Origin of the sequence: Leifsonia soli, assembly GCF_013408745.1 — a bacterium.
Taxonomy (GTDB): domain Bacteria; phylum Actinomycetota; class Actinomycetes; order Actinomycetales; family Microbacteriaceae; genus Leifsonia; species Leifsonia soli.
In genome coordinates, this window is the sequence record NZ_JACCBJ010000001.1 from 3,191,915 (window position 1) to 3,217,736 (window position 25,822).

The window sequence follows — 25,822 nt, forward strand, 5'->3', positions numbered from 1 at the left end:
TCAGAGCGCGAGCCCGCGCTCGAGGATGCGGTGGCAGCGCGCCAGCCGGTCGAGCCACCACTGCGTGCGCTCCGTGTCGGCCTGCAGCTCGTCCAACCGGGCGGACGACACGCTGGGGCGGACGACCGGGATGCTCCCGTCCACGGGACGAAGCGGTTCGTCGGCGACATCCTGTGCGAACAGGGCGACCGTACCGAGCCCGCAGTCGAACTCCAGCTCGGGGAGCGCGGCGGCCAGGTGGGCTCCCATGGCGATCCCGACCGACGTGTCGAGCGCGCTGGAGACCACAGCGGGGAGTCCGGCCTCTGCGACGATCCGCCGCGCCGCGTGCACTCCGCCGAGGGGCTGCGCCTTCACGATCACGATGTCTGCGGCCCCCGCCTTGGCGACGGCGAGCGGATCGGCCGCCTTCCGCACGCTCTCGTCCGCCGCGATCGGGATGCCCATGTAGCGGATGCGGCGCCGCAGCTCGGCGAGCTCGTCGACGGTCGCGCACGGCTGTTCCACGTACTCGAGATCGAACGGCGCGAGCGCATGGATCGCGTGCTCCGCCTCGTCCAGGTTCCAGAGCGCGTTCGCATCGACGCGCACGCGGCCCTCCGCGCCGAGCGCGTCGCGGACGGCCCGCACCCGCTCGACGTCGTCGGTCAGGGTCTGACCGCGTTCGGCGACCTTCACCTTCGCCGTTCGCGTGCCGGGGAACCGCGCCAGGACCGCGGGGACCTGGTCGGCGGGGACGGCCGGAACCGTCGCGTTCACCGGGATGCGGTCACGCAGCGGCTCCGGCGCCGCCCTCCAGCCGAAGTCGATCGCCGCGCGCAGCCAGGCCGTCGCCTCCTCGTCGTCGTACTCGACGAACGGCGAGAACTCGGTCCAGCCGAACGGACCCTCGATGAGCACCGCCTCGCGCACCGTGATCCCGCGGAAGCGGGTGGTCATCGGAAGCGAGACCACGCGTGAAGTTGCCAACAGGTCGGCGAGGTCCGGCACCATTCCACAAGTTTTGCACGAGCCGATCGGCGCGGGGCGGCGAACCGTAGGCTGGATCCATGCAAGCGGACGTCTCAGAACTCTTCGACCCGGAGGTGTGGCGCGAGGTCACCGGCTTCGATGGCCTCACCGACATCACCTACCATCACGACGTCAGCGGGCGCATCGCGCGGGTGGCGTTCGATCGCCCAGAGGTCCGGAACGCGTTCCGCCCCCGCACGGTCGACGAGCTGTACTCCGTGCTGGAAGACGCGCGCACCAACCCGCGGATCGGTGTCGTACTGCTGACGGGCAACGGCCCGAGCCCGAAGGACGGCGGCTGGGCGTTCTGCTCGGGCGGCGACCAGCGGATCCGGGGGCGTGACGGGTACAAGTACGCCGAGGGCGAGACGGCGTCGACCATCGACGCCGCGCGGGGCGGCCGGTTGCACATCCTCGAGGTGCAGCGCCTGATCCGATTCATGCCGAAGGTGGTCATCGCGGTCGTGCCCGGGTGGGCCGCCGGAGGCGGGCACTCGCTGCACGTCGTGTGCGACCTCACGATCGCGAGTGCAGAGCACGGCCGGTTCAAGCAGACCGATGCGGATGTCGGATCGTTCGACGCCGGCTACGGTTCCGCCTACTTCGCGCGGCAGGTCGGTCAGAAGTTCGGGCGCGAGGTGTTCTTCCTGGCGCGGGAGTACTCGGCGCAGCGGGCGTACGAGCGCGGCGCGGTCAATGCGGTCGTCCCGCACGCGGAGCTGGAGACGGTGGCCGTCGAATGGGCGAACGAGATCCTGACCAAGTCGCCGACCGCGATCCGGATGCTCAAGTACGCCTTCAACGCGGTCGACGACGGCCTGGTCGGGCAGCAGCTGTTCGCCGGAGAGGCGACACGACTCGCGTACGGGACGGACGAAGCGGTCGAAGGCCGGGACGCCTTCCTCGAGAAGCGGGAGCCGGACTGGTCGCCGTTCCCCTGGCAGTACTGAGGCGTGACGATGACCCGGAAGCTCCGCGTGGTCGACGCATCGCGGCCCGAGGACGTGTTCGTCGCCCTCCGGGAGGCGCTCGGCGGCGGCGGGGCAGCGGTCGTCCCCCGGAGCTCGTCGGCCGGCGTAGATTCGTGGCCGGGGACGGGCGAACGGGTCCCGCAGAACGTGTCCCTCGTGATCGAGACCTCCGGCTCGACCGGTGTGCCGAAGCGGGTGGCGCTGTCCGCCGATGCCCTGCTGGCGAGCGCGGCCGCCTCGGCGGGCGCCCTCGGCGGTCAGGGCCAGTGGCTGCTGGCGCTCCCGGCCCACTACGTGGCCGGCGCACAGGTACTGGTGCGTTCTCTCGCCGCTGAGACCGAGCCCATCCTGTACGGCGGCGGCCATTTCGATGCGGAACGGTTCGCCTCCCTCTCCGGTCAGCTGGCCCACGACCTGCGGTTCACCTCGCTGGTGCCGGTTCAACTGGCCCGGCTGGTCGATGCGGCCGAGGCCGGCTCGCGGCCGGTGGCGCAAGCGCTCCGGCGGTTCGACGGCATCCTGGTGGGCGGGCAGGCGCTGTCCCAGCCGCTCCGCGAGCGTGCGGAGTCGATCGGAGCGCGCATCGTGAGCACGTACGGGTCGAGCGAGACCGCGGGCGGGTGCGTGTACGACGGCGTCCCGATCGGAACGGCCACGGCGCGCGTCGTCGGCGGCCAGCTGGAGATCTCCGGGCCCATGCTCGCGGAAGGGTATCTGGGCGATCCCGAGCGGACGGCTGCGGTTTTCTACGAGGCCGACGACGCACGCTGGTACCGGACGGGCGACCTCGGCACCGTGGACGATGCGGGGCACGTGAGCGTTCTGGGGCGCGCCGACAACGTCATCATCTCGGGTGGCGAGAAGGTGCTGCTCGACGAGGTCGAGCGCACGGTGCGCGACCATGCCGGGCTGCAGGACGCCGTCGTCGTCGGGGTCGAAGACGCCCGCTGGGGTCAGGTTCCGGTCGTGGTCGTCGAGACGCCCGCCGGGGATGCGGCGCTTCCGGCGCTCGAGGCACTGCGCCTGGCGGTGAGAGAGCGATTGGGGCGTGCGGCAGCCCCCGCGCGGATCGTGGTGGTGGACCGCCTCGCCCGGCTGGAGAGCGGCAAGCCGGATCGGGTCGCACTCGCCCGGCTGGCCGGTGAACGAGAGGCATAGCCCGTGTTGTTACGATTCGCTCTGTGATGAGTCAGAACAAGCCCCGCATGGAGCGCATGGCTCCGCAGACCTCCCGCGGACCACGCGGCGGCCGGAGCCGGCGCCCCGGTGCCGCCTCCGCTCCCGCGAAGCCCGCGACGACCGCAGACTGGATCGCCGGCGCGCGGCTCCGCACCCTGCCGCTTGCGATCGCGCCCGTCCTGATCGGCGTCGGCGCCGCGAAGGTCGCCGAGGGTCCCGGCGTCTGGCACCCGGTGCGGGCGCTGCTGTGCCTCGCCGTCGCCGTCCTGCTGCAGATCGGCGTCAACTACGCCAACGACTACTCCGACGGCATCCGCGGCACGGACGAGTTCCGCGTCGGCCCCGGCCGCCTCACGGGCTCCGGCAAGGCCACGCCGCGCGCGGTGCTGACCGTCGCCCTCACCTTCTTCGCGCTCGCCGCCGTCGCCGGGCTGATCCTGGTGATCCTCACGCAATACTGGTGGGTGCTGATCGTCGGCGTCGCCGCGATCGCGGCCGCCTGGTTCTACACCGGCGGCAAGCGGCCCTACGGCTACTACGGGCTCGGCGAGGTGTTCGTCTTCGTCTTCTTCGGCCTCGTCGCCACCGCCGGCACCACCTACATGCTCGCCGGGCTCGTCAATCAGGAGGCCTGGTACGGCGCGGTCATCGCCGGCCTCATCGCCTGCGCCGTGCTCATGGTGAACAACATCCGCGACATCGAACCGGACAAGCTGGCGGGCAAGCGGACGCTGGCGGTGCTGCTCGGCCGGGTCGCATCCCGCATCGTCTTCTGCGTGCTGCTTCTGGTGCCGTTCGCGATCCTCGCCGTCCTGGCCGTGTTCTACCCATTCGCCTGGTACGGGATGTTCGCCCTCCTGGCGGCACTCCCGGCGTGCGTGATCACGCTCTTCAGTCGCACTCCGCGCGAACTGGTCACCGCCCTGCAGCTGACGAGCCTCACCGGACTGCTGGTCGGGATCGCGCTCGGCGCGGCCTACGCCTTCTGACGGGAGACCGTCAGTCGCGCTTGCGCTCCTGCGGCTCAGCGGTCGAGTGGTCGGCCGCTGCGTGGTCGGCCGGTGCATCGGCGGCGGCTGCATCCTGAACCGCTGCGCCGTCGGTCGCCGGACGGTCGGTCGCCGGATCGCCGACCGCCGCATCGTCGACCGCGGCGTCTTCGACGTCGTCGTCTTCCGACCGCACCGGCTTCTCGCGATGGCGGACCGCGTACAGGTCGGCCGACACCGCGTTGCGCGGACGGCTCAGGAAGATGTACGAGAGGCACAGGCCGATCAGGGCGGCGGCGATGACCGCGAGCCACCACACGAGCCCCACCAGAAGCAGGATCACGAGCGGCACCGCGAACACCAGAAGGCGCAGCACGGTGTAGGTGATCCAAGAGGGAATCCGCTTCACCCTCCCAGCTTAGAGAGCGTCTCTGAGAGTTACGATTGACCCATGGTTCGCCTCTGGATAGCCCTCGGCGTCGCAGCCGTGGTGTTCTACATCTATTCGGTGGCAGACTGCGCCCTGTTCGACCGTTCGCGCGTGCGCGGCCTCCCGAAGCCCGTGTGGCTGCTGGTCATCATCCTGTTCCCGGTCATCGGCGGAATCCTCTGGTTCCTGATCGGCCGTGGCCGCCGGAAGGCGGACCTCGCGCGTCGCGTGAGCGCACCGGACGACGACCCCGAGTTCCTGGGCAAGCTCCGGATGGACCACGACCAGGAGGAGCGCATCCGTCAGCTCGAGAAGGAGCTCGCCGAGCTGGACGAGAACGGTCCCGACAACAACGATCAGACCGGCCGCAGGGATGGGTGACCGCCCGCACGCGGGCGACGTCACCTCGGTCGGCACGAGTCCGGTCGGCACGAGTCCGGTCGGCACCGGCAACCCGGCGACGGACTTCTCCCTCGCGCTTCTGAGCGCTCTCGTCCGTCACAGCGTCCGCGACCTCGTCGTGAGTCCCGGCTCGCGGTCGCAGGCCCTCGCGCTCGCCGCGGCCGAGCTCGAACGGTCGGGTTCGGCCCGCCTGCACGTGCGCATCGACGAGCGTTCGGGCGGATTCCTCGCGCTCGGCCTCGCCCGCGAGACCGGTGCCCCCGCCGTGGTCATCACCACGAGCGGCACCGCGACCGCCAACCTGCACCCGGCCGTGCTGGAAGCGCACGAAGCGGGGATCCCGCTCATCATCGTCACCGGCGACCGTCCGGAGGAGCTGCGCGGCATCCGCTCCAACCAGACCACGCAGCAGGACGGCCTCTATGCGGCCGCCGTGCACTGGTCCGAGGACGTCGACGCGCCGACGGGAGCCCGAGACGAGGGCGATCGTGCATCCGCGCTCGGCGCAGCGGCGGTCCGGGCAGCGGTCGGCGCCGACACGGCGGACCCCGGCCCCGTACACCTCAACGTCGCATTCCGCGAGCCGCTCTCGGTGGCCGTCCCCCCGCTGCCCGGACCGCTCCAGGGCACGCTGCCCGCGATGGCCGGACCGGAGGCGCTCGGCCGCGACGTCCTGACGATCGGCGGCGGCCCGAGAACGGTCGTCGTCGCCGGCGCCGACGCCGGACCGGTCGCCGAAGAGTTCGCGCGCGACGGCGGCTTCCCGCTGCTCGCCGAGGTGTCGAGCGGAGCCCATTTCGGTCCCAATCTCGTCGTCTCCTACCGGGAGCTGCTCCGCGACGACACGTTCGGGGGAGCGGTCGAGCGCGCCATCGTCTTCGGCCATCCCACGCTCAGCCGCGAAGTGCCGCTCCTGCTCACCCGTGCCGACGTGGAGGTCGTCGTCGTCGCGCCCGCGGGAGCGCAGGCGTACAACCCCGGCCACCGCGCCCGCATCGTCGGCGGTGTGCACGCCGCCGACACCATCGACGTGCGCTCGCCGGAGGTGCGCGGCTGGGTCGGCCGGTGGGTGTTCGCGAGCAGACGCATCGCCGAGCAGGCAGAACGCGAAGCCGACCCCGCCGCCGTCGCACCGGATGTCGAGAAGGCTCGATCGTTCGACCCCGCCGATGCCCTCGCATTCGCCTCCGCGGAACTCGCGGCCATCCGGGCGCCGATCACGCGCGCGCTCCTCGCGGAGGCCGTGTGGCGATACACCTGGCCGCACGACCGGCTCGTGCTCGGCGCATCCCGCCTCATCCGCGACGTCGACCGGATCGTTCCGGGCAAGAAGATCACCGTGCACGCCAATCGCGGACTGGCCGGCATCGACGGCACCATCGCCACGGCGACCGGGATCGCGCTGGCCAGCCAGGCCGCGGCCCGCGCGGCGGGTGCCCCGAGCGGGGTGACCCGCGTGCTCCTCGGCGACCTGGCGCTGCTGCACGATGTCGGCTCGCTGCTGATGGGCTCCGGCGAGACGCGCCCGCACCTGCAGGTCGTCGTGGGCAACGATGGGGGCGGCACGATCTTCGACGGCCTGGAGGTGGCCGCTACCGCGACGTCGGACGCGTTCGACCGCGTCCTCTACACCCCGCAGTCCGTCGACCTCTCCGCGCTCGCGTCCGCCTACGGCTGGCAGCACAGCGTCGTCCGCACCAAGGGCGAGCTCGACCAGGCGCTCTCCGCGCCTCCCGCCGGCACCAGCATCGTAGAGGTTCCCCTCCGGCGCTGAACGTGCTGGGATTCTTCTGGGACGCACTCACCACGACGGGAGACTGCCATGGCGCACGACGCACTGCCCGAGCCGATCCAGCGGTTCATCGACCGGACCAACGACGGGGACTCCGCCGGATTCGTCGAGACCTTCACGGACGACGCGTACCTGAACGACTGGGGCCGGGAGTTCCACGGTCACGCCGGCGTCCGAAGCTGGGACAGCACCGACAACATCGGTGTGAAGTCGCACTTCGAAGTCGTCGACGCCCGCGAAGGCACGCAACCCGGCGCCTGGGTGGTCACCCTCACGGTGACCGGCGAGGGGTTCAACGGCACCGGTCCGATGGAGTTCCAGCTGCGCGACGGCCGCATCGCCAGCCTCCGGATCAGCTGACCGCCTCCCGCGGCTGATGCGGTGCGCACAAGCCGCATCCAGCACGGTCGGCCGCGCCTTGGAGACATCGCACAAGGGATGCGCCGCTCCGGTGGCGGATCACTAACATGATCGCCGTGCACATGATCTTCCGGACGATGCTTCACGCGATCATCTCCCGCTTCGGAGCGCGGCTCGGCCACTGGGATGTGGCCCGCACGAGGTTCCGCGTGCTGCCGACGGACCTCGACATCCTGAAGCACATGAACAACGGCGTGTATCTCTCCATCGCGGACATCGGGCGCTTCGACCTGCTGACGCGCAACGGCGTGTGGGCGATCTTCAAGAAGCGCGGCTGGTATCCGGTCGTGGCATCGGAGACCATCTCGTTCCGCAAGTCGCTGGAGCTGTGGCAGCCGTTCGTCGTCGAATCGCGCATCCTCGGCTTCGACGAGAAGGCCGTCTACGTCGAGCAGCGCTTCACGGTGGACGGCGAGATCTACACGCAGGCGTTCATCCGCGGGCGCTTCCTCAAGCGCGGCGGCGGGATCGTGACCATCGACGAGCTGTTGGATGCGGTGGGGCCGTCCCCGACCGACGTCACGGTGCCCGAGTGGCTTCGCACCTGGGGAGCGGATGCCGCCCTCCCGTCGACGCGCGTCGACGCGCCGAGCATCTGGAGCGAGTGACGCCGGTCACGCCGGCCCGAACGCGAAGACGCGGTCCGGATCCCACTCCCGACGGACGACCTGGAGGCGCTCGGAGATCGCCGTCGGCCACACCCTCTCGAAGGCCGCGCGGTCGGACAGATCGCCTGCGAAGTTGACGTTGGTGATCGCCGAGACCGACTCCTGCAACGCTTCGGCGATGGCGCCGGCCCGGGCGGGTGCCGCCTCGGCGAAGGTGGACGGGTCGCCCGAGAGCAGGCTGAGCGTGTAGCCGCTGTCGCGCCCGCCGACGGACGTGCCGTCCTCCGGGTCGCGCGCGGTCGCCCCGCCCAGCTGACGAACCTCCACCGCGATGAAGGGCGACCCGGATCCGGGGCCCGCGAGCTCGAGGATGGCGTCGGCGGAGTCCTGGTCGAACGAGTCGAGCATGAAGCCGCGGATCCAGGTCGGGCCGCCCTCCTCCGGATCGTTGTGGATGCTCGCGACGGCGGTGGTGGGCATCTCGGCGACGAAGTCGAGGTACACGGGCGCTGCCGCCCGGATGGGTGCGAACAGCCGCTCCCCCTCCGCCGGGTCGCCCGGGTACGCGAAGCGGACGCTGAGGACGGTGCGGCCGCGCAGGAACGGGGGCGGACCTTCGACGTCGGGCACGTTCAGGAGCACCACGGACGTCGTCGCCTCGTCCGGCAGCTCGGCCGACCAGTCGACCCAGGCGCGCAACGCCGGCTCGATCGCTCCGCCGTCGAAGAAGACGCTGCCGCCGTACAGCGAGCGGAGCTCCACCAGCTCCAGCGTCATCTCCGTGACGACGGCGAGGCCGCCCTTGCCGCCCCGGAGGGCCCAGAACAGGTCGGGGTTCGTCTCGCGGTCGGCCGTCACGAGCTCGCCGTGCGCGGTGACGACGCGGAAGGCGCGGACCCAGTCGCTGGTGAACCCGTAGCGGCGCGCCAGCGGGCCGACCCCGCCGCCGAGCGTGTAGCCGACCGCGCCGACACTGGTCGACGATCCGGTGATCGGCGCGAGTCCGTGCTCCGCCGCTGCGATGATGACGGGCGCCCAGCGCAGGCCCGCGCCGATGCGGGCCAGGCGGGACCGTGCGTCGATGGACAGCGAGTCGAGACCGCGCGTCGAGACGATCATGCCGCCGACGATCGGCGTCTCCGCTCCATGCCCCGTCGCCTGCACCCGGATCGGGAGACCGGCCGCGCGGGCGAAGCGAACGGCCTCCACGACGTCGTCGTCGGAGGCGACGGCGACCACGATGTCCGGGTCGTGGCGGATGGCGGGGTTGAAGCAGGCGACCTCCGCTGCGAGGCCCTCGTCGCCGCGGACGTAGACGGTTCCCGAGATGCCGTCGCGCAGGCGCGCGACAGCATTCGTGTCGAGTTCGATTCCCATGGGGGAAATGTAGGGGAGGCCACCGACATGAGGGAACCCCAACTTCCCGACGAGCCGGTGTCAGGCGGGTGACGTAGCATGCCAGCATGTCCGCCGTCCTGCCCTCCGCCCGCGCCTCAGCGGCGGGCGCGACGGCTCCGTCCGCAGCGCGGGCGCCCGATGCCGAGACGGTGTACCGGCCGGCGGGGAGGCTCGATCTCGCGGGAACGCTCGCCCAACTCGGCCGTGGTCCGTACGACCCCACCACGACGTGGGATCTGCGGGGGATGTGGCGCACCTGGCGCACGCCGCTGGGCGCGGCGACTCTGCGCATCCACCGTCCGTCCGCCGACGGCGCCGTCTCCGCCGCCGCGTGGGGGCCGGGAGCCGAGTGGGCCATCGGGGCGGTGCCCGCCCTGCTCGGCCGGGACGACGACTGGTCGGGGCTCGACGTCGGCGGCCACCCGCTGCTCCGCGACAGTCTGCACCGCAATCCCGGCCTGCGGCTGGCACGGACGAGCCGGATGCTGGAGGCACTGATCCCGGCGATCATCGAGCAGCGCGTCACCAGTATCGAGGCCTACCGCTCCTGGTCGCGCCTGCTCCGGTGGTACGGCGAGCCGGCGCCGGGGCCCGCCCCGGAGGGGATGCGGGTGACGCCGACGCTGGAGCAGTGGCGCGGCATCCCGTCATGGGAGTGGCATCGCGCCGGGGTCGACCCGCGGCGTGCCCGCGCGATCCAGGCGGTGCTGGCGGTCGCACCGTCGCTCGAGCGCGCGACCGAGCGGGCGGCGACCCTCGCGGACGCCGAGACCGTGCTGCAGACCATCCCCGGTGTCGGCCTCTGGACGGCGGCGGAGACGCTGCAGCGTTCCCACGGCCACCCCGATCTGGTCAGCGTCGGCGACTATCACCTCGCGCATCAGGTCGGCGAGGCGCTCATCGGCCGGCGGGTCGACGACGACGGGATGCTCGAGCTGCTGGAGCCCTGGGCAGGACACCGTCAGCGCGTGGTGCGGCTGATCTTCTCAAGCGGCTTCCGCTTCCAGCGACGCGGCCCGCGCGTGACGCTGCAGGAACACCGCTGGCACTGAGCGGCGGTCGACGTCAGCCGGCGGTCGACGTCAGCCGGCGGTCTCCGCGCGGGCGGCGGAGTGCTCGGATCGCAGGTCGCGGTCGAGCTCCCGGCACAGCGTCCGGTAGTGCTCCGCCATCGCGGGGCCGTAGCTGCTCCACTCCGGGAGCGGCTTGTGATCGTGCACGGCGACGAGGCGATCGAGGTAGTAGTCCCAGCGCGGCCCGGCGTCGGCCTCCTCCACGAGGGAGCGCAACCGCCGGCCGACCGTGACGGTGGTGTGACCGCTCGCCTCGCTGAGATGCACGAACATCCGGTGGGATGCGCCGGCAGCTCCGACGTCCGCATGGAGCCGATGCGGCGCCGAGCACTCCAGCACGGAGACGTCCTGCCAGTCGGGGTCGTCCCCCTCGACGGTCATGCGGAACTTGACCGCTCCGGTCGACCCGGTGCCCTTGTACTCGCCCAGCCATTCGGAGAGCCGCGGCGAGCGGCCGAAGAAGGTCCACACCTCCTCGATCGGCGCTTTGAACATCCGGTCGAGGACGAGGTAGACCCCGTCATCCTTGCGGACCAGTCTTCCTGTCGGCTGCGGCATCATCGTGACCTCCGTCGGCTCAGCCTCTGGTGATCCACACACTAGTCACGCTCGCCCGGAAACGGCAGAGGGCGCTTTGCGAGTGCTCTCAGCCTTCGAGCACGGCCATCGCGGCGTTGTGTCCGCCGAGCCCGCTCACCGCGCCGCCGCGTCTGGCTCCGGAACCGCACAGCAGGATGCGCGGGTGCCGCGTCGCGACGCCCCAGCGCTGCGCGGGGGTGTCGAGCGGGTCGTCGTCCTCGGCGAACGGCCACGACAGCGGGCCGTGGAAGATGTTGCCGCCGGGCATGTTGAGCGCCTGCTCCAGGTCGCGGGTCGTCTTGGTCTCGATGCACGGGTTGCCGTCCGCGTCCGTCAGCAGCAGGTCTTCGACCGGCTCGGCCAGAACCGAGTTCAGGGAGGCGAGCACCGCATCCTGGAGCCGCCGGCGGGTCGCATCGTTGTTCCCGTCCGTCAGCCAGCGGTCGGGGGTGTGCAGGCCGAACACGGTGATGGTCTGCGCGCCCGTCTCGGCGAGCTCGGGATCCAGGATGCTGGGGTCGGCCAGGGTGTGGCAGTAGATCTCGCAGGGGAGGAGTTCGGGCATCACTCCGCGGGTCATGCCTGCGTAGGCCTCCTCGAGCTGCGTGTACGTCTCGTTGATGTGGAAGGTGCCGCCGAACGCGGCCTTCGGGTCGATCGCCTCGTCGCGGAGGCGGGGGAGCCGCTTCAGGAGCAGGTTCACCTTGACCTGAGCACCTTCCGCCTTCTGCGCAGGCGGATCGGCCGGTTCGCCGAGCAGGCGATCGAGCACCCCGGGGGCGACGTTGGCGAGCACGTGGCGGCCGACGACGCTGCGATCGTGCCCGTTGCGGCGGTATTCGACCGTTCCGTCCGGATCGATCCTCGTCACCTCGGCTCCGGTCACGATGCGCGCGCCGGCCTCGCGTGCGACGCGGGCGAGCTCGCCGGTGACGGCGCCCATCCCGCCGACCGGGACGTCCCATTCCCCGGTGCCCTGGCCGATCACGTGGTAGAGGAAGCAGCGGTTCTGAGCGAGGCCCGGGTCGCCCAGGCTGGCGAACGTTCCGATGAGAGCATCGGTGGCCACCACGCCGCGCACGAGGTCGCTCTGCAGGCGCGCCTCGATGAACTCGCCGATCGGGCGCTCGATCAGTGCCTGCCACAGCTCGTCGTCGCCGACCAGCGCGCGCGCCTCGGACCGCGTCAGCAGCGGTTCGGTCACGGTGGGCCAGAGGGCGCGCGCGAGCTCGCCGGTGCTCTCGTAGACGCCGTCGAAGGCCTCGGCGTCCTCGGCCGCGCCGACCCGGGTGAAGGATGCGGCGGTGGCCGCGGCGTCGGTGTTGTCGATCAGCAGTCCGGCGCCGTCGGGATCGCCGGGGACCGGCGTGTACGAGGAGTAGCGGCGGCGGGCCAGCCGGATGTCGAGGCCGAGATCCTCGATGATGCGCTGCGGCAGCAGGCTGACGAGGTAGGAGTACCGGGAGAGGCGTGCCTCGACCCCGGGGAAGGCCTGGGCGCTGACCGCGGCGCCGCCCACCTCATCCAGTCGTTCGAGCAGGATGACGGACTTGCCTGCGCGCGCGAGGTACGCCGCTGCGGTGAGGCCGTTGTGCCCGCCCCCGACGATCACGATGTCGTGGGTCGCAGCGGACGGCGAGGGGGAGCGGTCGGTCATGGAATCGACTCTAGCCGCGGTGGAGAACGGTCAGTTCTCCGCATCTTCAGTTCGCTCCCGGGGCCGCCCAGCGCCGGGTAATAGTGTCGTCATCATGGTCGACACAACGGATGGCGCCGAGGCGCGCCCGGCGACGATCGCTCACGAGGCGGTCGGGCTGGTGCAGCGCTGGCTCGCCGAGAGCGCGCGCGGGGCCGACGGCTCCTCGCCCCGCCAGGATCCCGCCGCCGAGAGACTCGCGGGGGTGCTCAGCGACCCCGACGGTCTCGACTTCGCGGTCGGCTTCGTCGACGGCGTCGCCCGCCCGCAGGACCTGTTCGTCGCGGGCTACAACCTGCAGCGGGTGGCGAAACGCATCCCGGTGTTCCTGCCGTGGTACATGCGGTTCGCGATCTGGCTGGGCGGCGTGTTCGGTCCGGTCCTGCCGTGGGTGGTGATCCCGATCGCCCGCCGCGTGCTTCGCCGGATGGTGGGGCATCTCGTGGTGGATGCGACCCCGGAGAAGCTGGGCCCTGCGATCGCCCGGCTGCGGTCGCCGGATCCGTCGGGCGGTCCCGGTGCCCGTCTCAACCTGAACCTGCTCGGCGAGGCGGTCCTCGGCGAGAAGGAGGCGCTCCGGCGCCTCGAAGGCACCCGCACCCTCCTGGCCAGAGACGACGTCGACTACGTCTCCATCAAGGTGTCGTCGATCGCCTCGCAGCTGTCGATGTGGGCGTTCGATGAGACGGTCGAGCGCGTGGTCGAGCGGCTGACACCTCTCTATGAGCTCGCCGCCGCGTCGCCGACGCCGAAGTTCATCAACCTCGACATGGAGGAGTACCGCGATCTCGACCTGACGATGGCGGTCTTCACCGGCATCCTGGGCAAGCCGCAGCTGCTCGGGCTCGAGGCCGGCATCGTGCTGCAGGCCTACCTGCCGGACGCCCTGGACGCGCTGCAGACGCTCACCGAGTGGGCGACCCGGCGGCGGGCGCAGGGCGGGGCGCCCATCAAGATCCGCGTGGTCAAGGGCGCCAACCTGGCGATGGAGCGGGTGGATGCCGCGATCCACGGCTGGCCGCTCGCCCCGTACGGCACGAAGCAGTCGACCGACGCGAACTACAAGCGCGTGCTGGACTGGGCCCTGACGCCGGAGCACGCGGACGCGGTGAAGATCGGCGTCGCCGGGCACAATCTCTTCGACATCGCCTACGCGTGGCTGCTCGCACAGAAGCGCGGGGTCACGGAACGGATCGACTTCGAGATGCTGCTCGGGATGGCCACCGCGCAGGCGGAGGCGGTCGAGCGGACGGTGGGCGGCCTCCTGCTGTATACGCCGGTCGTCGATCCGCGCGAGTTCGATGTGGCGATCTCCTATCTCATCCGCCGCTTGGAGGAGAACGCCAGCCCCGAGAACTTCATGTCCGCCGTGTTCCAGCTCGATTCCGACCCCGAGCTCTTCGAGCGCGAGAAGCAGCGGTTCCTGGCCTCCGTCGCCGAGCTGGAGGCCGATGCTGGACCGCGGGGAACCGCGCCCGTCCCGAACCGGCAGCAGGACCGAACGCGCGAGTGGGAAGAAGCGTCCGCGCCCTCCTTCACCCGTCCGCCCGCGCCCGCTCCGGTCACACCCGCCGCCACCGACGAGCAGGGGCTCACCAGCGTAGTGCTCGGGTTGACCCGCGGATCCGGCGGCATCGAGCTGCCGACGCCGAACGCACCCGCGGGGGCTGTGCCGGCGGAGGCCGCGCCGGCGGCGGTCCCGACGGAGCAGGCCGGCGACTTCCACAACGCTCCGGACACGGACCCGTCGCGTGCGGCGAACCGCGCCTGGGGCCGGCGCATCCTGGTCCGCTCCGCCGCTTCGACGATCGGCGAGGAGACCATCGCCGATGCGGCCGTCCGCGACGCCGGTCGTCTCGACGCCATCCTGGGGATGGTCGCGGAGGCGGGACGCGAGTGGGGGTCGCGCTCCGGGCACGAGCGCGCGGCGGTGCTCGACCGCGCCGGGCACGCTCTCGAGGCCAACCGCGACCGCCTGATCGAGGTCATGGCGGCCGAGACGGGGAAGACCATCGCGGAGGCCGACCCCGAGGTCAGCGAGGCGGTCGACTTCGCGCACTACTACGCCACCCGCGCTCGCGAACTGGATGCGGTGCAGGGTGCGCAGTTCGTTCCGAGCGCCTTGACCGTCGTCGCCCCGCCGTGGAACTTCCCTGTCGCGATTCCGGCCGGGTCGGTCCTCGCGGCGCTCGCCGCAGGCAGCGGCGTGATCATCAAGCCGGCACCGCAAGCGCGGCGGTCCGCCGCCGTCATGGTGGAAGCGCTGTGGGAGTCCGGCATCCCCCGCCAGCTGCTCGCCCTGGTCGACGTCGCCGAGAATGAGCTCGGGCAGCAGCTGATCGCCGACCGCCGGGTCGACCGGGTCATCCTCACCGGTTCGTACGAGACGGCGAAGCTGTTCCGCTCCTGGCGTCCGGACCTCCCCCTCCTCGCCGAGACCAGTGGCAAGAACGCCATCATCGTGACCCCGAGCGCCGACTACGACCTGGCGGTCTCCGACATCGTCAAGAGCGCCTTCGGCCATGCCGGCCAGAAGTGCTCAGCGGCCAGCCTCGTCATCCTGGTCGGCTCCGTCGCCCGGTCGGAACGATTCAGGAACCAGCTCGTGGATGCGGTCACCAGTCTCCGGGCCGGGTACCCGCACGACCCGACCAGCCAGATGGGACCGCTCATCGAGCCGGCGTCGGGGAAGCTGCTCCACGCGCTGACCACGTTGGGCGCAGGCGAGGAGTGGCTGGTCGAACCACGTCGGCTCGACGGCTCCGGGCGGCTCTGGAGCCCGGGAGTCCGTACCGGCGTCCAGCCCGGCTCGTACTTCCACCTCACCGAGTTCTTCGGGCCGGTCCTCGGAGTCATGACGGCGCGTGACCTGGAGGAGGCCATCCGGTACCAGAACGCCGTCGAGTACGGACTCACGGCCGGTCTGCACTCGCTCGACAGCGATGAGCTCGCCCTCTGGCTCGACACCGTCGAGGCCGGAAACCTCTATGTGAACCGCGGGATCACCGGAGCGATCGTACGGCGGCAGCCGTTCGGCGGCTGGAAGCGGTCCTCGGTCGGCGCGGGCACCAAGGCCGGAGGGCCGAACTATCTGTTCGGGCTCGGCAGCTGGGTCCCCGAGGCGGGGCACTCGAGCTCGAGCCTGCACCTCCGTGGGCTGGAGACGCGGGTCTCCGACCTCATCGAGTCCGGACAGTCGTCGATGGACTACCCCTCCTTCGACCTCGTCCGGCGGTCCGCCCTGAGCGACGCCATCGCCGTCGCGACCGAGTACCACCGCGTCACGGACGTCTCCGGACTCGGCGTCGAACGCAACCTGTTCCGCTACCGGCCGGTCCCCGTGGCCATCCGGCTCTCGGAGGGCAGCTCGCTTCCCGAGCTCCTGCGCGTGATGGCGGCCGCAACGGTCGCCCGCTCGCCCTTCTCGGTCAGCACGCCCGTGAAGCTGCCGCGCGGGATGCACGCACTCCTGCGCGAGCGGGAGATCGAGGTCGTGGTCGAGTCCGATGCGCATTGGCTCTCCCGCGTGCGGGCGCGCCGCATCCCGGCGCATCGCATCCGGCTCATCGGAGGAGACCCGGTCGCGCTCGCGACGGCGCTGGGCGGCAGCCCCGACGTCGCCGTGTACAGCGGGCCCGTGACGCCGTCGGGCCGGGTGGAGCTGCTCACGTTCCTCCACGAGCAGGCCATCTCGATCACGAACCACCGCTTCGGCAATCCGACGCACCTGTCGGACGGCCTCCTCTGACGTCCCCGACCCCCACATCACCGATTTCGGACATCACCGACGACACCCGAGTGGAAGGCAGCGCGCGTACTGTGACCGGCATGACCCCTTCGATCCCCTCCCTGCCCCTCGACGGCGGCGGCAGCATCCCGCAGATCGGCCTGGGCACGTGGCCGCTGGACGACGCCGAGGTCGAGAAGGCGATCATCGCGGCCGCCGAGCTCGGTTACCGGCACGTCGACACCGCCGTCAAGTACGGCAACGAGGTCGGCGTGGGTCGCGGCCTCACGAGGAGCGGGCTCGCCCGGGACGACTGGTTCGTCACCACGAAGCTCGACGGCACGTACCAGGGCGAGGATCGCGCTGTCGGCGGCCTCGACGACAGCCTGGCGCGGCTCGGGCTCGACTACGTCGACCTCCTGCTCATCCACTGGCCGCTGCCGAAACGCGACCAGTACGTCTCGACGTGGGAGACCTTCATCCGGCTGCGCGAAGCGGGCAAGGCGCGCGCCATCGGGGTCTCGAACTTCAAGCCGGCGCACATCGACCGCCTGATCGCGGAGACGGGCGTCACACCGGCCGTCAACCAGATCCAGCTCAGCCCCGCCATCCCCCGACGGGAGCAGCGCGCCTACGACAGCGAGCACGGCATCGTGACCGAGTCCTGGAGCCCCATCGGCGGCACGGGCGACCTGCTCGCCGAGCCGGTCCTCGCCCGGCTGGCCGACAAGCACGGCCGCACCCCCGGCCAGATCGTGCTGCGCTGGCATGTGCAGAACGGGCTCGTCGCCATCCCGAAGTCGCGCGATCCCGAGCGGATGGCCCAGAACCTCGCGGTGTTCGACTTCGAGCTCGACGCGGACGATCTGAGCGCGCTCGACACGCTCGACAAGGGGCCGGACGCCGGAGTCGACTCCGACCGGTCCGGGCACTGACGGTCAGTCGCGACGCAGGGGCAGCGTCACCGTCACGGTGAGGCCGTGGGGTTCCGCGTTCGCAAGACGGACGCGCCCGCCGGCAGCGCCCGCCAGCGCGCCGACGATCGCGAGCCCCAGCCCACCGCCCGACTGTCCCGTCCGGGCGCCGTCGGCGCGCGTGAAGCGGTCGAGGGCAACGGGGATGAACTCCTCCGGCATCCCCGGACCGGAGTCCCGGACCGTCAGCACGACCGAGTCGACGCCGTCCGTCCCCTCGGAGAGCGACAGCGAAGCGACGACCGTCGCCTCCGGTCGGCCGTCGCCGCACGAACGGATCGCGATGATCGCGTTCGCCAGCAGGTTGTCGAGGATGCGTCCGAAATCCGTGGGAGACAGGGCGACGCGTGCCTCGGGGTCCGGCCGCCGGCGCGGGTCGTACTCGAAGTCCACCGAGACGCCCGAAGCCTCGTCGTCGCTGCTCACCAAGAGCCGCGCCCGGTCGATCGCATCCGTCAGCTCGTCGACCAGTGTCCGCCAGTCGATGCGACCGCTCGACGGGCCTGCCTCGATTCGCGACAGCTCCAGCAGGTTGTTCGCCAGTGCTGCCAGGCGGATCGCCGTCGCGTGCGACGCGCGGACGTCGCTCAGCAGCGCGTCGGGATCCCCCGCATCCAGCTCGGCCAGCTCCAGCTGCCCACGCAGCACGGCCAGCGGCGTGCGCAACTCGTGGCTGGCATCCGACACCATCTGACGTTCGCGCTCGGCCGAGGCCCGCAGGCGCAGAATGAGATCGTTGAGCGTGGTCGCGAGCTCCGACAGCTCGTCCTGGGCGGGACCGACGGTCAGCAGCCCGGCCACCTCCGGGGTCGATCCGGCGATGCGGTCCGCCTGCTCCCGCATCCGGCTGACCGGTCGTAGCGCAGCCCGGGCGAGCAGCCAGGAGGCGGCGCCGAAGGCGAGGATGAGAACGCCGGCGCCGGCGAGCAGTGCGGCCGTGAGCCGGTCCAGGATGAGCGCGGTCGTCTCGTCGTTCCGCGCGGCGACGACGTGCATGACGCCGGCAGAGGTCGTGACGCTCCGGGAGAGGACCACATAGTGGTCGTCTCCCACTTGCACCTCCTGGGGCTCGCGGCCCTGATCGATCAGGCGTCCGATGCGGTCCTCGAGAGCCTGCGGCATGGTCGAGGCGAGGATCGTGCCGTCCTCCGCGACGATGGCCAGCTCCTGGCCGCCGCCGGGCAGGTCGAACGGCCCCGTGGGCTTCGACGGCAGCGATTCGACCGGCGCGGCGACATCATTGCTCAGCAGCGTGACCGTCGCGTTGTGGAGGATGGACGACACGCCCACCCGAATGATGACGACGGCGACCAGCCCGAACAGCGCGGCGACGATCAGACTTCCGATCGTGATGCGCGCCGTGATCGACAGGCGCCGCAGCCGGTTCACGGCGTGGCTGCGGTGTCGTGGCCGCTCGGGACGGCGTCGCCTCCCGGCGTCGCGCGCTTGGTGTCGACCGCATTGCGGGCATCGAGGCGGTAGCCGCGGCCACGCTCGGTGACGATGTTCAGTCCGGCGCCCGCCGCGTCCAGCTTCTTCCGGAGATAGGAGACGTACTGGTCGATGACATTGGTGCCGATGTTCTCGGTCGTGCCCCACACCGATTCGAGGATGTCGGACCGCGACAGCGTCTTGTCCGGGTTCGTGGCGAACAGACGCAGGAGGGTGAACTCCCGCCGGCTCAGCGGCATCTCGTGCCCGGCGACGAGCGCCTGGTGCTCGTGCGAGTCGATGGTGAGGCGTCCGACGCTCACCTGCGGCCGCATCCCTGTCGGCTCGCGGCGCAGCAGCGCGCGGACGCGGGCGGCGAGCTCGGCGAACGCGAACGGCTTCGTCAGGTAGTCGTCGGCCCCCGAGTCCAGGCCGTGCACGCGGTCCTCGATGGCGTCGCGGGCGGTCAGGAGCAGGATCGGCATCGGGTTGGACGCCTCGCGGATGTGGCGGCACAGTTCGAAGCCGCTCATGCCGGGGAGCATGACGTCGATGGCCGCGGCGGAGAACGCGTCGCTGCGCAGGGCGATGAGAGCGTCGACGCCGTTGGTGACCAGGGTCACGTCGTACCCTTCGGCCGCCAGACCGCGCTCGACGAGGCCTCCCATGTCGGGATCGTCTTCGACAACGAGCAGTTTCATGCGCCCATCGTGCCACTGTTCGCCGTGCCGGTGCTCGGATGGCGCCCTCGCGCCGGGTCGCAGCGCTGAACGTTCTCGCAGGAGACGGTCAGCCGTGCTCGACGACCGACTTCAGACTGTCGAGCACCATGCGCCAGTTTCCGCTCGACCGCTCGGCCTCCGCCTCGTCGGCGCAGCCGTCCTGCGTGATGGTCACGCGGGTGCCGTCGCCGTCGTCCGCGAGCAGATAGGAGACGTTCTGGTAGCTGTCGGGGATGTCCGGCTTGCCGCTGAGCGGGCTGTAATAGCTGGTGACCAGGCGCTCGCCGGGGACGATCTCCAGGATCGTGCCCTTGTCCTCGTACGGCTCGCCCTCCCACTCGCCGCGGTAGACGATCGGGCTTCCCTTCGTCCACTCCGTGGTGACCCGGCTGCCGAACAGGTAGCGGGCGATGGTGTCGGGGTCCGTCAGGGCCGCCCACAGGCGGTCGCGGGACGCGTCGATGTGGATGTCTGCGCGTGCTGTCGTACTCATGCCGCCAGTCTCATCCCCTGAGGCGGCGCGGTCTTGAAGTTTCGCGACGCTCAGGCGTGGCCGCGGTTGATCAGGCGCGACAGCACGATGGCGCTGCGGGTGTGGTCGACGTTGGGCGCGAGCCGCACCTTCTCCAGCGCGGCCTCCAGGCTCGGGATGTCGCGCGACCGGATGTGGACGATCGCGTCGGCGCTTCCGGTGACCGTCCCTGCGTCCACGACCTCGGGAACGGCCGACAGGATGCGCAGCAGCTCCTCCGGCGAGACGGTCCCGCGGCAGAACAGCTCGACGTACGCCTCGGTGCTCATCCCATCGATCGCCGGATCGACCTGGATGGTGAACCCCCGGATGACCCCGTCGGCCACCAGGCGGTCGACGCGGCGCTTCACGGCCGAGGCCGAGAGCCCGACGACGGACCCGATGTCGCCGTATCCCGCCCGGGCGTTCTGACGGAGCAGGTCCAGGATGCTGCGATCGAGATTGTCCACGGGGTGAGCTTATGGTGAATCGTTGCGCATAAGCCAGAGAAGCGATCGTTTTGTGCGTCTCTGTGCACAAAGGCGGCGCGACGACGGTTGTCCACTGATGCGGCGTCGGGCGTTCACCAGCGCGATCGACGGTGGGAGCATGGGCGCCATGAGCAGAACGGACACCGCCCCGGACCGACGCGACGACAGCAGCCACGGCTTCTTCGGCCAGCCGCGGTCGCTCGCCAACATCTTCGGCGTGGAGATGTGGGAGCGGTTCTCGTTCTACGGCATGCAGGGCATCCTGCTCATCTACCTCTACTACTCGGCCGAGCGCGGCGGCCTCGGCATCGACGAGGCGACGGCCACCGGCGTGGTGGGCGCCTACGGTGGCGCCGTCTACCTCTCCACCATCCTCGGAGCCTGGCTCGCCGACCGTCTGTTCGGGTCGGAGCGCGTGCTGTTCTGGAGCGCCGTCGTCATCATGGCGGGGCACATCTCGCTCGCCGTGCTCCCGGGCGTCTCCGGAGTGCTCGTCGGTCTGCTCCTGGTCGCGCTGGGAAGCGGGGGGCTGAAGGCGAACGCCACCCGGATCGTCGGGACGCTGTACTCCGAGAAGGACCCGCGGCGCGACGCCGGGTTCTCCCTCTTCTACCTCGGCATCAACCTCGGCGCCTTCGCCGGGCCGCTGCTGACCGGGCTGCTGCAGTCGACGCTCGGCTTTCACTGGGGGTTCGCGCTCGCCGCGGTCGGGATGGCCATCGGGCTGATCCAGTACTCGCTCGGCCGCAAACGCCTCCCCGATGAGGCGCGCCATGTGCCGCATCCCCTCGAGCGCTCGCGGTACCCGCTGATGATCGGCGTCGGCGTCGCGGGGCTCGTCGTGATCGTCGTGCTGGTGCTGACAGGGCTGATCAACGCATCCAATCTGGCGCTGTGGGTGATCGGCGTGACGATCGTGGCCGCGATCGCCTACTTCGTCGTGATCCTGGGCTCGAAGCTCCTGAGCGCCGACGAGCGCAGCAGGCTGTTCGCGTTCATCCCGCTGTTCATCACCAACGCGGCGTTCTGGACGCTGTACCAGCAGCAGTTCACGGTGGTGACCATCTACTCCGACAAGCGGCTCGACCGCACCCTGTTCGGCTGGGAGTTCCCGGTCTCGTGGGTGCAGTCGATCAACCCGATCTTCATCATCGTGCTCTCGGGTGTCTTCGCGGCGATCTGGACGAAGTGGGGCGAGAAGCAGCCGTCGACGCCGATAAAGTTCGCGGCAGGGACGGTCCTCATGGGTCTCGCCTTCTTCCTGTTCCTGTTCTGGGCCGGCGGTGGCGCGAACAGCACGCCGCTCCTCGCCGTCATCGGCATCCTCTTCGTCTTCACGGTCGCCGAACTGCTGATCTCGCCGCCGGGCCTCTCGGTCACGACCAAGCTGGCGCCTCGGTCGTTCCAGGCGCAAATGGTGGCGCTGTACTTCCTCTCGGTGGCACTCGGGACGGCGATGGCCGGCCAGCTCGGCAAGCTCTTCACGACCGTGCCAGAAGGCATCTACTTCAGCATCATCGGCGGCATCGCCATCGCGATCGGCGTGGTGCTGGCGCTGTTGAGTCCGTGGGTGCTGCGGCTCATGCGCGGGGTGCGGTGAGGGCGACCGCGGGGCTCGCGCGCGGCGGCTGGGATACTGGGGCGATGGCAGAGATTCTTGCGGTGTGCCGGGTCGAGCAGCTCCTCCCCGACAGCGGGACCATCGGCGTCACGGCCATCGACAAGCGGCCGGTGGAGAAGCGGCTGCGGGTGCGGCCGCTCGGGTTGCACGGCGACGTGCAGGCCGACCGCAAGCACCACGGAGGGGCGTCGAAGGCGCTGTACGCGTACGCCGACGAGGACGCCCAGGACTGGGCCGCTGAGCTCGACCGCCCCATCCCGCCCGGGCTCTTCGGTGAGAACCTGCGAACGTCCGGGATCGACGTCAACGGCGCGGAGATCGGGGAGCGCTGGCGGATCGGCGACGAGGTCGTCGTCGAGGTGACGTGCCCCCGGGAGCCCTGCGCCACCTTCCAGCGGCGGATGCAGGAGCCGCAGTGGGTCAAGCGCTTCACCGAGCGGGGCCGCCCAGGGGCGTACCTCTCGGTGGTGAAGTCGGGCGGCATCGGAGCGGGAGACCGCATCGAGGTGCTCTCGCGGCCCGGCCACGGCGTGACGGTCGCATCGTGGTTCTCCGGAGCGGATGCCGCGCAGGCCGACGCGCTGGAAGCGGCGGAGGCGGCGGGGTCGGTCACGCTGGTCGGCGAGATCAGGGAGGCGATCCACAAACTACGCTCGCGCCGTTTACTTGTTCTTGACAAGTGAACTTGCAAAGAGCAAGCTAGTGCCACACCGACGACCGGAGGACACCATGGCAACGAACATCTTCGTCAACTTCCCGACGAGCGACCTCGAGCGCGCGAAGGCCTTCTACGAGGCTCTCGGGTACACCATCAACCCCATGTTCACGGATGACAACGCGGCCTGCGTCGTCGTCCTCAGCGACACCATCTACTTCATGGTCCAGACGCGCGAGTTCCTCGCCACGTTCACGGACAAGCAGATCATCGACCCGGCCACCCAGACCGGAGCCACCATCGCCCTCAGCCAGGACTCCCGCGAGGACGTCGACGCGATCGTCGCCCGCGGCCTCGAGGCGGGCGGCACGGAGCCGCGGCCGGCGCAGGACTACGGCTTCATGTACTCGCGCGACCTGGAGGACCCGGACGGCAACAACCTCTCCTACCTCTACATGGCGCCCGAGGCCGTGGAGAAGGGCCCGGAGGCGTACATGGCCGAGCACGCGGCCGACGCTCCGGCGCAGGCCTGACTCGGCCTCCCGGATGGCGGCTCGGGCGCCCCGCGGTTTCGGCCAGGCCGGAGGCGTGGCGCGCGCGGTGGAGCGGGTCGGGGAACGGTGGGCGCTGCTCATCGTCCGCGACCTGCTCGCCGGCGCGCGCCGCTACAGCGACCTCAAGGCGGGCCTTCCGCGGATCCCGACCAACATCCTCAGCGACCGGCTGAAAGAACTGCAGCTGGCCGGCATCATCCGCCGCGTCCCGACCGTGCGCGGCGGCTACGAGCTGACGCCGCTCGGCCGTCAGCTCGAACCGGTCGTGCTCGCCCTCGAGCGCTGGGGATGGGCGGCGCCCGGCGAACCGGCCGAGGGGGAAGTGCTGACGGCCGACGCGCTCGCGGTCACCCTGCGGGCGGCCTTCCGGGGCGAGGTCGCGGGGGAGTTCCCACCGACCGAGTACCTCATCCACACCGGAGAGACCTCCGTGAGCGCCGTGGTCGCCGCCGGTGACCTCGACGTGATGGACGTCGGTCCCGACGCTCTCCCGCAGCCCCAGCGACGGGTGGCGATCGCCCCGCCGGAGGATGTGCTGGAGTTCCGCGTGGAGCGGGAACGGCTCGGCGATCTCCTCGGTGGTGAGCTGCCGCCGCTCGACGTCGAGACCGGCGACCGGCGCCTGGTGGACCGGTTCCGTCGGACGTTCCGCTTCGACGGGATCTCCGGCGCCGACGCGACCAGGGAGGCCTCGGTCGCCTGACGCTCGTGCGGGCATCGACCCCGCGTATCGGGCATGCGGGATTCAGCAGTACGATCGCACAATGGAACTGCGGCAGCTGGAGCACTTCGTCACCGTCGCCGAAGAGCGGCACTTCACCCGCGCGGCCGAACTGCTGCGGATCTCCCAGTCAGGACTGTCCGCATCCATCCGCTCGCTCGAGCAGGAGCTGGGCACGTCGCTGTTCATCCGCAGCACCCGCCGCGTGGAGCTGACCGCCGCCGGTCAGGCGCTGCTGGCCGACTCGGTGCGCACCCTCGCGAGTGCGGCCGCAGCGCGCGACGCCGTCGCCGCGGTGCGCGGACTCGTGCGCGGGCGCCTGACGATCGGGGCGGAACCGTGCCTCGGCTCAGTCGACCTGCCCGCAGAGCTCGCCGCCTTCCGCACCGCCAACCCGGGGGTCGAGGTGCGGCTGCGCTACTCGGGCTCGGAGGAGCTGGTGGATGAGGTGGCCGGCGGCCGAGCGGACGTCGCCCTCGTCGTGGACACCGGTCACACGCCGGCCGGAGTGCACCTTCGGCCGCTGAGCACGCAGCAGATGCTCGTGCTCTGCCACCCGGAGCATCCCTTCGCCGCCGAGCGGAGCATCCCGCTGGAGGCCCTGCGCGGGGAACCGCTCGTCGGCTTCCAGGACGGCTGGGGTGCTCAGGCATTGAGCCGGCGCGCGTTCGCCGCCGCCGGGTTCGACTACCGGGCGGCGATGGAGGTCAACGACGTGCATCCCCTGCTCGACCTCGTCGGCTACAACCTGGGGGTCGCGGTCGTGCCGGAGAGCTTCGCGCGCAAGCGTCCGGACGCCCTGCGCGCCGTCCGGCTCCAGGACGCCCCGGTCTGGACCGTCGCAGTCGCGGTGGCCGAGCAGCCGAGCCCGGCGGCTTCCGCGTTCCTCGCCCAGCTCGATCCGGTGGCCCTGGCCCCCGCCACCGCCAGCTCCTGAGTTCTTCCGCCCGGCAGCGCGTGCGCGGGCGAAAAACTCAGGAGCCGGCGGTGGGGGAGGCCCGGGTCAGGCGGCGTTGAGGCGCTCGAGCTCCTCGGGGGTGAGCTCGACGTCGACGGCCGTGACGGAGTCGCGGATCGTCTCGGGGCGCGACGAGCCCGGGATGGGGATGACGTACGGGCTCTGCGCCAGGTGCCACGCGAGCGCGACGACCTGCGGGCTGATGCCGCGTGCGTCGGCCACGTCCTTGAACGGCTCGAACCGGCTGCCCAGGTCGCCCGCCGAGGTGATGCCTCCGAGCGGGCTCCACGGCAGGAACGCGATGCCGAGCTCGTCGGCGAGGCGCAGCTCCGGCTCGCTGGAGCGGAACGCGGGGGAGAACTGGTTCTGCACCGACACCAGCCGGCCGCCCAGGATCTCCTGCGCCTCCCGGATCTGCTGCGGGTTCGCGTTCGAGATGCCGGCCATGCGGATCACGCCGTCGTCCAGCAGGTCCCGGATCGCTCCCACCGACTCGGCGTACGGGACCTCGGGGTCGGGCCGGTGGAACTGGTACAGGCCGATGGCGTCGCCGCCGAGACGGCGGAGCGACTCCTTCGCGGCCTGCTTGAGGTAGTCCGGATGCCCGTTCAGCGTCCACGAGCCGTCGCCGGGGCGCAGGTGCCCGCCCTTGGTGGCGACAAGCACGGAGGAGGCGTCCCCGCCCGTCCACGTGCGGAGCGCCTCGGCGATCAGCTCCTCGTTGTGACCGACCTCGTCCGCGTGCAGGTGGTACGCGTCAGCGGTGTCGATGAAGGTGATGCCCTCGTCGAGCGCCGCGTGGATGGTCTTGATCGAACGCTCGCGGTCGGGGCGTCCTTCGATCGACATGGGCATCCCGCCCAGGCCGATGGCCGAGACCTGGACGTCGCCGATAGTACGTGTCTTCAC

At 70.9% G+C, this 25,822-nt stretch carries 25 protein-coding genes; 15 read left to right on the forward strand and 10 right to left on the reverse strand.

Annotated elements, in window-relative coordinates; translation table 11 throughout:
* Entirely contained in the window at positions 1 to 993 is a 993-nt protein-coding gene (locus tag BJ963_RS15470; protein ID WP_179457432.1) for an o-succinylbenzoate synthase, read from the reverse strand.
* Positions 994 to 1,049: 56 nt separating this feature from the next.
* Between BJ963_RS15470 and BJ963_RS15475 the strand changes: the two genes are divergently transcribed.
* Genes BJ963_RS15475 through BJ963_RS15485 form a run of 3 tightly spaced genes read left to right on the forward strand, consistent with a single transcriptional unit; the run spans position 1,050 to position 4,150 of the window.
* On the forward strand, positions 1,050 to 1,961 hold the full coding sequence (locus BJ963_RS15475; RefSeq protein ID WP_179457433.1) for a 1,4-dihydroxy-2-naphthoyl-CoA synthase: 912 nt from the start codon (positions 1,050 to 1,052) through the stop codon (positions 1,959 to 1,961).
* 9 nt (positions 1,962 to 1,970) lie between these two features.
* Entirely contained in the window at positions 1,971 to 3,140 is a 1,170-nt protein-coding gene (locus BJ963_RS15480) for an AMP-binding protein (RefSeq protein ID WP_179457434.1), read from the forward strand.
* A gap of 26 nt (positions 3,141 to 3,166) precedes the next feature.
* Positions 3,167 to 4,150 (forward strand): 1,4-dihydroxy-2-naphthoate polyprenyltransferase, encoded by a 984-nt coding sequence (locus BJ963_RS15485; RefSeq protein ID WP_179457435.1) that lies wholly within the window; start codon positions 3,167 to 3,169, stop codon positions 4,148 to 4,150.
* 10 nt (positions 4,151 to 4,160) lie between these two features.
* Here the strand turns inward: BJ963_RS15485 and BJ963_RS15490 are convergent, their stop codons facing one another.
* Positions 4,161 to 4,559, reverse strand: a complete 399-nt coding sequence (locus BJ963_RS15490) for a DUF4229 domain-containing protein (RefSeq protein WP_343037299.1) — start codon at positions 4,557 to 4,559, stop codon at positions 4,161 to 4,163.
* A gap of 42 nt (positions 4,560 to 4,601) precedes the next feature.
* On the opposite strand from BJ963_RS15490, the gene BJ963_RS15495 reads away from it, so the two are divergent.
* From BJ963_RS15495 to BJ963_RS15510, 4 genes are all read left to right on the forward strand, one after another.
* Entirely contained in the window at positions 4,602 to 4,961 is a 360-nt protein-coding gene (locus BJ963_RS15495; protein ID WP_089915584.1) for a PLD nuclease N-terminal domain-containing protein, read from the forward strand.
* On the forward strand, positions 4,954 to 6,756 hold the full coding sequence (gene menD / locus BJ963_RS15500) for a 2-succinyl-5-enolpyruvyl-6-hydroxy-3-cyclohexene-1-carboxylic-acid synthase (protein WP_179457436.1): 1,803 nt from the start codon (positions 4,954 to 4,956) through the stop codon (positions 6,754 to 6,756). Before BJ963_RS15495 ends, menD begins: the two co-directional genes overlap by 8 nt.
* Before the next feature lie 48 nt (positions 6,757 to 6,804).
* The gene (locus BJ963_RS15505; protein ID WP_179457437.1) at positions 6,805 to 7,134 is read left to right on the forward strand and encodes a nuclear transport factor 2 family protein; all 330 of its coding nucleotides are present in this window, start codon (positions 6,805 to 6,807) and stop codon (positions 7,132 to 7,134) included.
* Between the two features lie 107 nt (positions 7,135 to 7,241).
* Positions 7,242 to 7,802, forward strand: a complete 561-nt coding sequence (locus BJ963_RS15510) for an acyl-CoA thioesterase (protein WP_089915576.1) — start codon at positions 7,242 to 7,244, stop codon at positions 7,800 to 7,802.
* A gap of 6 nt (positions 7,803 to 7,808) precedes the next feature.
* On the opposite strand, the gene BJ963_RS15515 is transcribed toward BJ963_RS15510, so the two are convergent.
* The gene (locus BJ963_RS15515; protein WP_179457438.1) at positions 7,809 to 9,179 is read right to left on the reverse strand and encodes an FAD-binding oxidoreductase; all 1,371 of its coding nucleotides are present in this window, start codon (positions 9,177 to 9,179) and stop codon (positions 7,809 to 7,811) included.
* 86 nt (positions 9,180 to 9,265) lie between these two features.
* On the opposite strand from BJ963_RS15515, the gene BJ963_RS15520 reads away from it, so the two are divergent.
* Positions 9,266 to 10,252 carry a DNA-3-methyladenine glycosylase family protein gene (locus BJ963_RS15520; RefSeq protein WP_179457439.1) on the forward strand — a complete coding sequence of 329 codons (987 nt, stop codon included), beginning with the start codon at positions 9,266 to 9,268 and terminating at the stop codon, positions 10,250 to 10,252.
* 30 nt (positions 10,253 to 10,282) lie between these two features.
* Here BJ963_RS15520 and BJ963_RS15525 read toward each other — a convergent pair whose 3' ends face one another.
* Both BJ963_RS15525 and BJ963_RS15530 read right to left on the reverse strand, forming a co-directional pair.
* The gene (locus BJ963_RS15525; protein WP_179457440.1) at positions 10,283 to 10,834 is read right to left on the reverse strand and encodes an SRPBCC domain-containing protein; all 552 of its coding nucleotides are present in this window, start codon (positions 10,832 to 10,834) and stop codon (positions 10,283 to 10,285) included.
* A gap of 85 nt (positions 10,835 to 10,919) precedes the next feature.
* Complete coding sequence (locus BJ963_RS15530) at positions 10,920 to 12,509, reverse strand: phytoene desaturase family protein (protein ID WP_179457441.1); 1,590 nt, start codon at positions 12,507 to 12,509, stop codon at positions 10,920 to 10,922.
* A gap of 94 nt (positions 12,510 to 12,603) precedes the next feature.
* Between BJ963_RS15530 and BJ963_RS15535 the strand changes: the two genes are divergently transcribed.
* Entirely contained in the window at positions 12,604 to 16,296 is a 3,693-nt protein-coding gene (locus BJ963_RS15535) for a proline dehydrogenase family protein (RefSeq protein ID WP_179457442.1), read from the forward strand.
* Positions 16,297 to 16,376: 80 nt separating this feature from the next.
* Complete coding sequence (locus BJ963_RS15540) at positions 16,377 to 17,210, forward strand: aldo/keto reductase (RefSeq protein WP_179457443.1); 834 nt, start codon at positions 16,377 to 16,379, stop codon at positions 17,208 to 17,210.
* Between the two features lie 3 nt (positions 17,211 to 17,213).
* Here the strand turns inward: BJ963_RS15540 and BJ963_RS15545 are convergent, their stop codons facing one another.
* From BJ963_RS15545 to BJ963_RS15560, 4 genes are all read right to left on the reverse strand, one after another.
* Positions 17,214 to 18,638 carry an ATP-binding protein gene (locus BJ963_RS15545; RefSeq protein ID WP_179457444.1) on the reverse strand — a complete coding sequence of 475 codons (1,425 nt, stop codon included), beginning with the start codon at positions 18,636 to 18,638 and terminating at the stop codon, positions 17,214 to 17,216.
* On the reverse strand, positions 18,635 to 19,381 hold the full coding sequence (locus BJ963_RS15550) for a response regulator transcription factor (protein WP_089915555.1): 747 nt from the start codon (positions 19,379 to 19,381) through the stop codon (positions 18,635 to 18,637). The genes BJ963_RS15545 and BJ963_RS15550 overlap by 4 nt, the downstream gene beginning before the upstream one ends.
* Positions 19,382 to 19,469: 88 nt before the next feature.
* A complete protein-coding gene (locus BJ963_RS15555) occupies positions 19,470 to 19,895 on the reverse strand; it encodes an SRPBCC family protein (protein WP_179457445.1) in 426 nt (141 codons plus the stop codon).
* 50 nt (positions 19,896 to 19,945) lie between these two features.
* Entirely contained in the window at positions 19,946 to 20,383 is a 438-nt protein-coding gene (locus BJ963_RS15560) for an Lrp/AsnC family transcriptional regulator (protein ID WP_089915549.1), read from the reverse strand.
* Positions 20,384 to 20,522: 139 nt separating this feature from the next.
* Here BJ963_RS15560 and BJ963_RS15565 point away from each other — a divergent pair, with 139 nt between their 5' ends.
* From BJ963_RS15565 to BJ963_RS15585, 5 genes are all read left to right on the forward strand, one after another.
* Positions 20,523 to 22,004 carry a peptide MFS transporter gene (locus BJ963_RS15565; protein ID WP_179457446.1) on the forward strand — a complete coding sequence of 494 codons (1,482 nt, stop codon included), beginning with the start codon at positions 20,523 to 20,525 and terminating at the stop codon, positions 22,002 to 22,004.
* Between the two features lie 44 nt (positions 22,005 to 22,048).
* The gene (locus BJ963_RS15570) at positions 22,049 to 22,708 is read left to right on the forward strand and encodes an MOSC domain-containing protein (protein WP_089915544.1); all 660 of its coding nucleotides are present in this window, start codon (positions 22,049 to 22,051) and stop codon (positions 22,706 to 22,708) included.
* 46 nt (positions 22,709 to 22,754) lie between these two features.
* A complete protein-coding gene (locus BJ963_RS15575) occupies positions 22,755 to 23,213 on the forward strand; it encodes a VOC family protein (RefSeq protein WP_179457447.1) in 459 nt (152 codons plus the stop codon).
* A gap of 13 nt (positions 23,214 to 23,226) precedes the next feature.
* Positions 23,227 to 23,937 (forward strand): winged helix-turn-helix transcriptional regulator, encoded by a 711-nt coding sequence (locus tag BJ963_RS15580; protein WP_179457448.1) that lies wholly within the window; start codon positions 23,227 to 23,229, stop codon positions 23,935 to 23,937.
* Between the two features lie 61 nt (positions 23,938 to 23,998).
* Entirely contained in the window at positions 23,999 to 24,892 is an 894-nt protein-coding gene (locus BJ963_RS15585; RefSeq protein ID WP_179457449.1) for a LysR family transcriptional regulator, read from the forward strand.
* Between the two features lie 66 nt (positions 24,893 to 24,958).
* Here the strand turns inward: BJ963_RS15585 and BJ963_RS15590 are convergent, their stop codons facing one another.
* A complete protein-coding gene (locus BJ963_RS15590) occupies positions 24,959 to 25,822 on the reverse strand; it encodes an aldo/keto reductase (RefSeq protein WP_179457450.1) in 864 nt (287 codons plus the stop codon).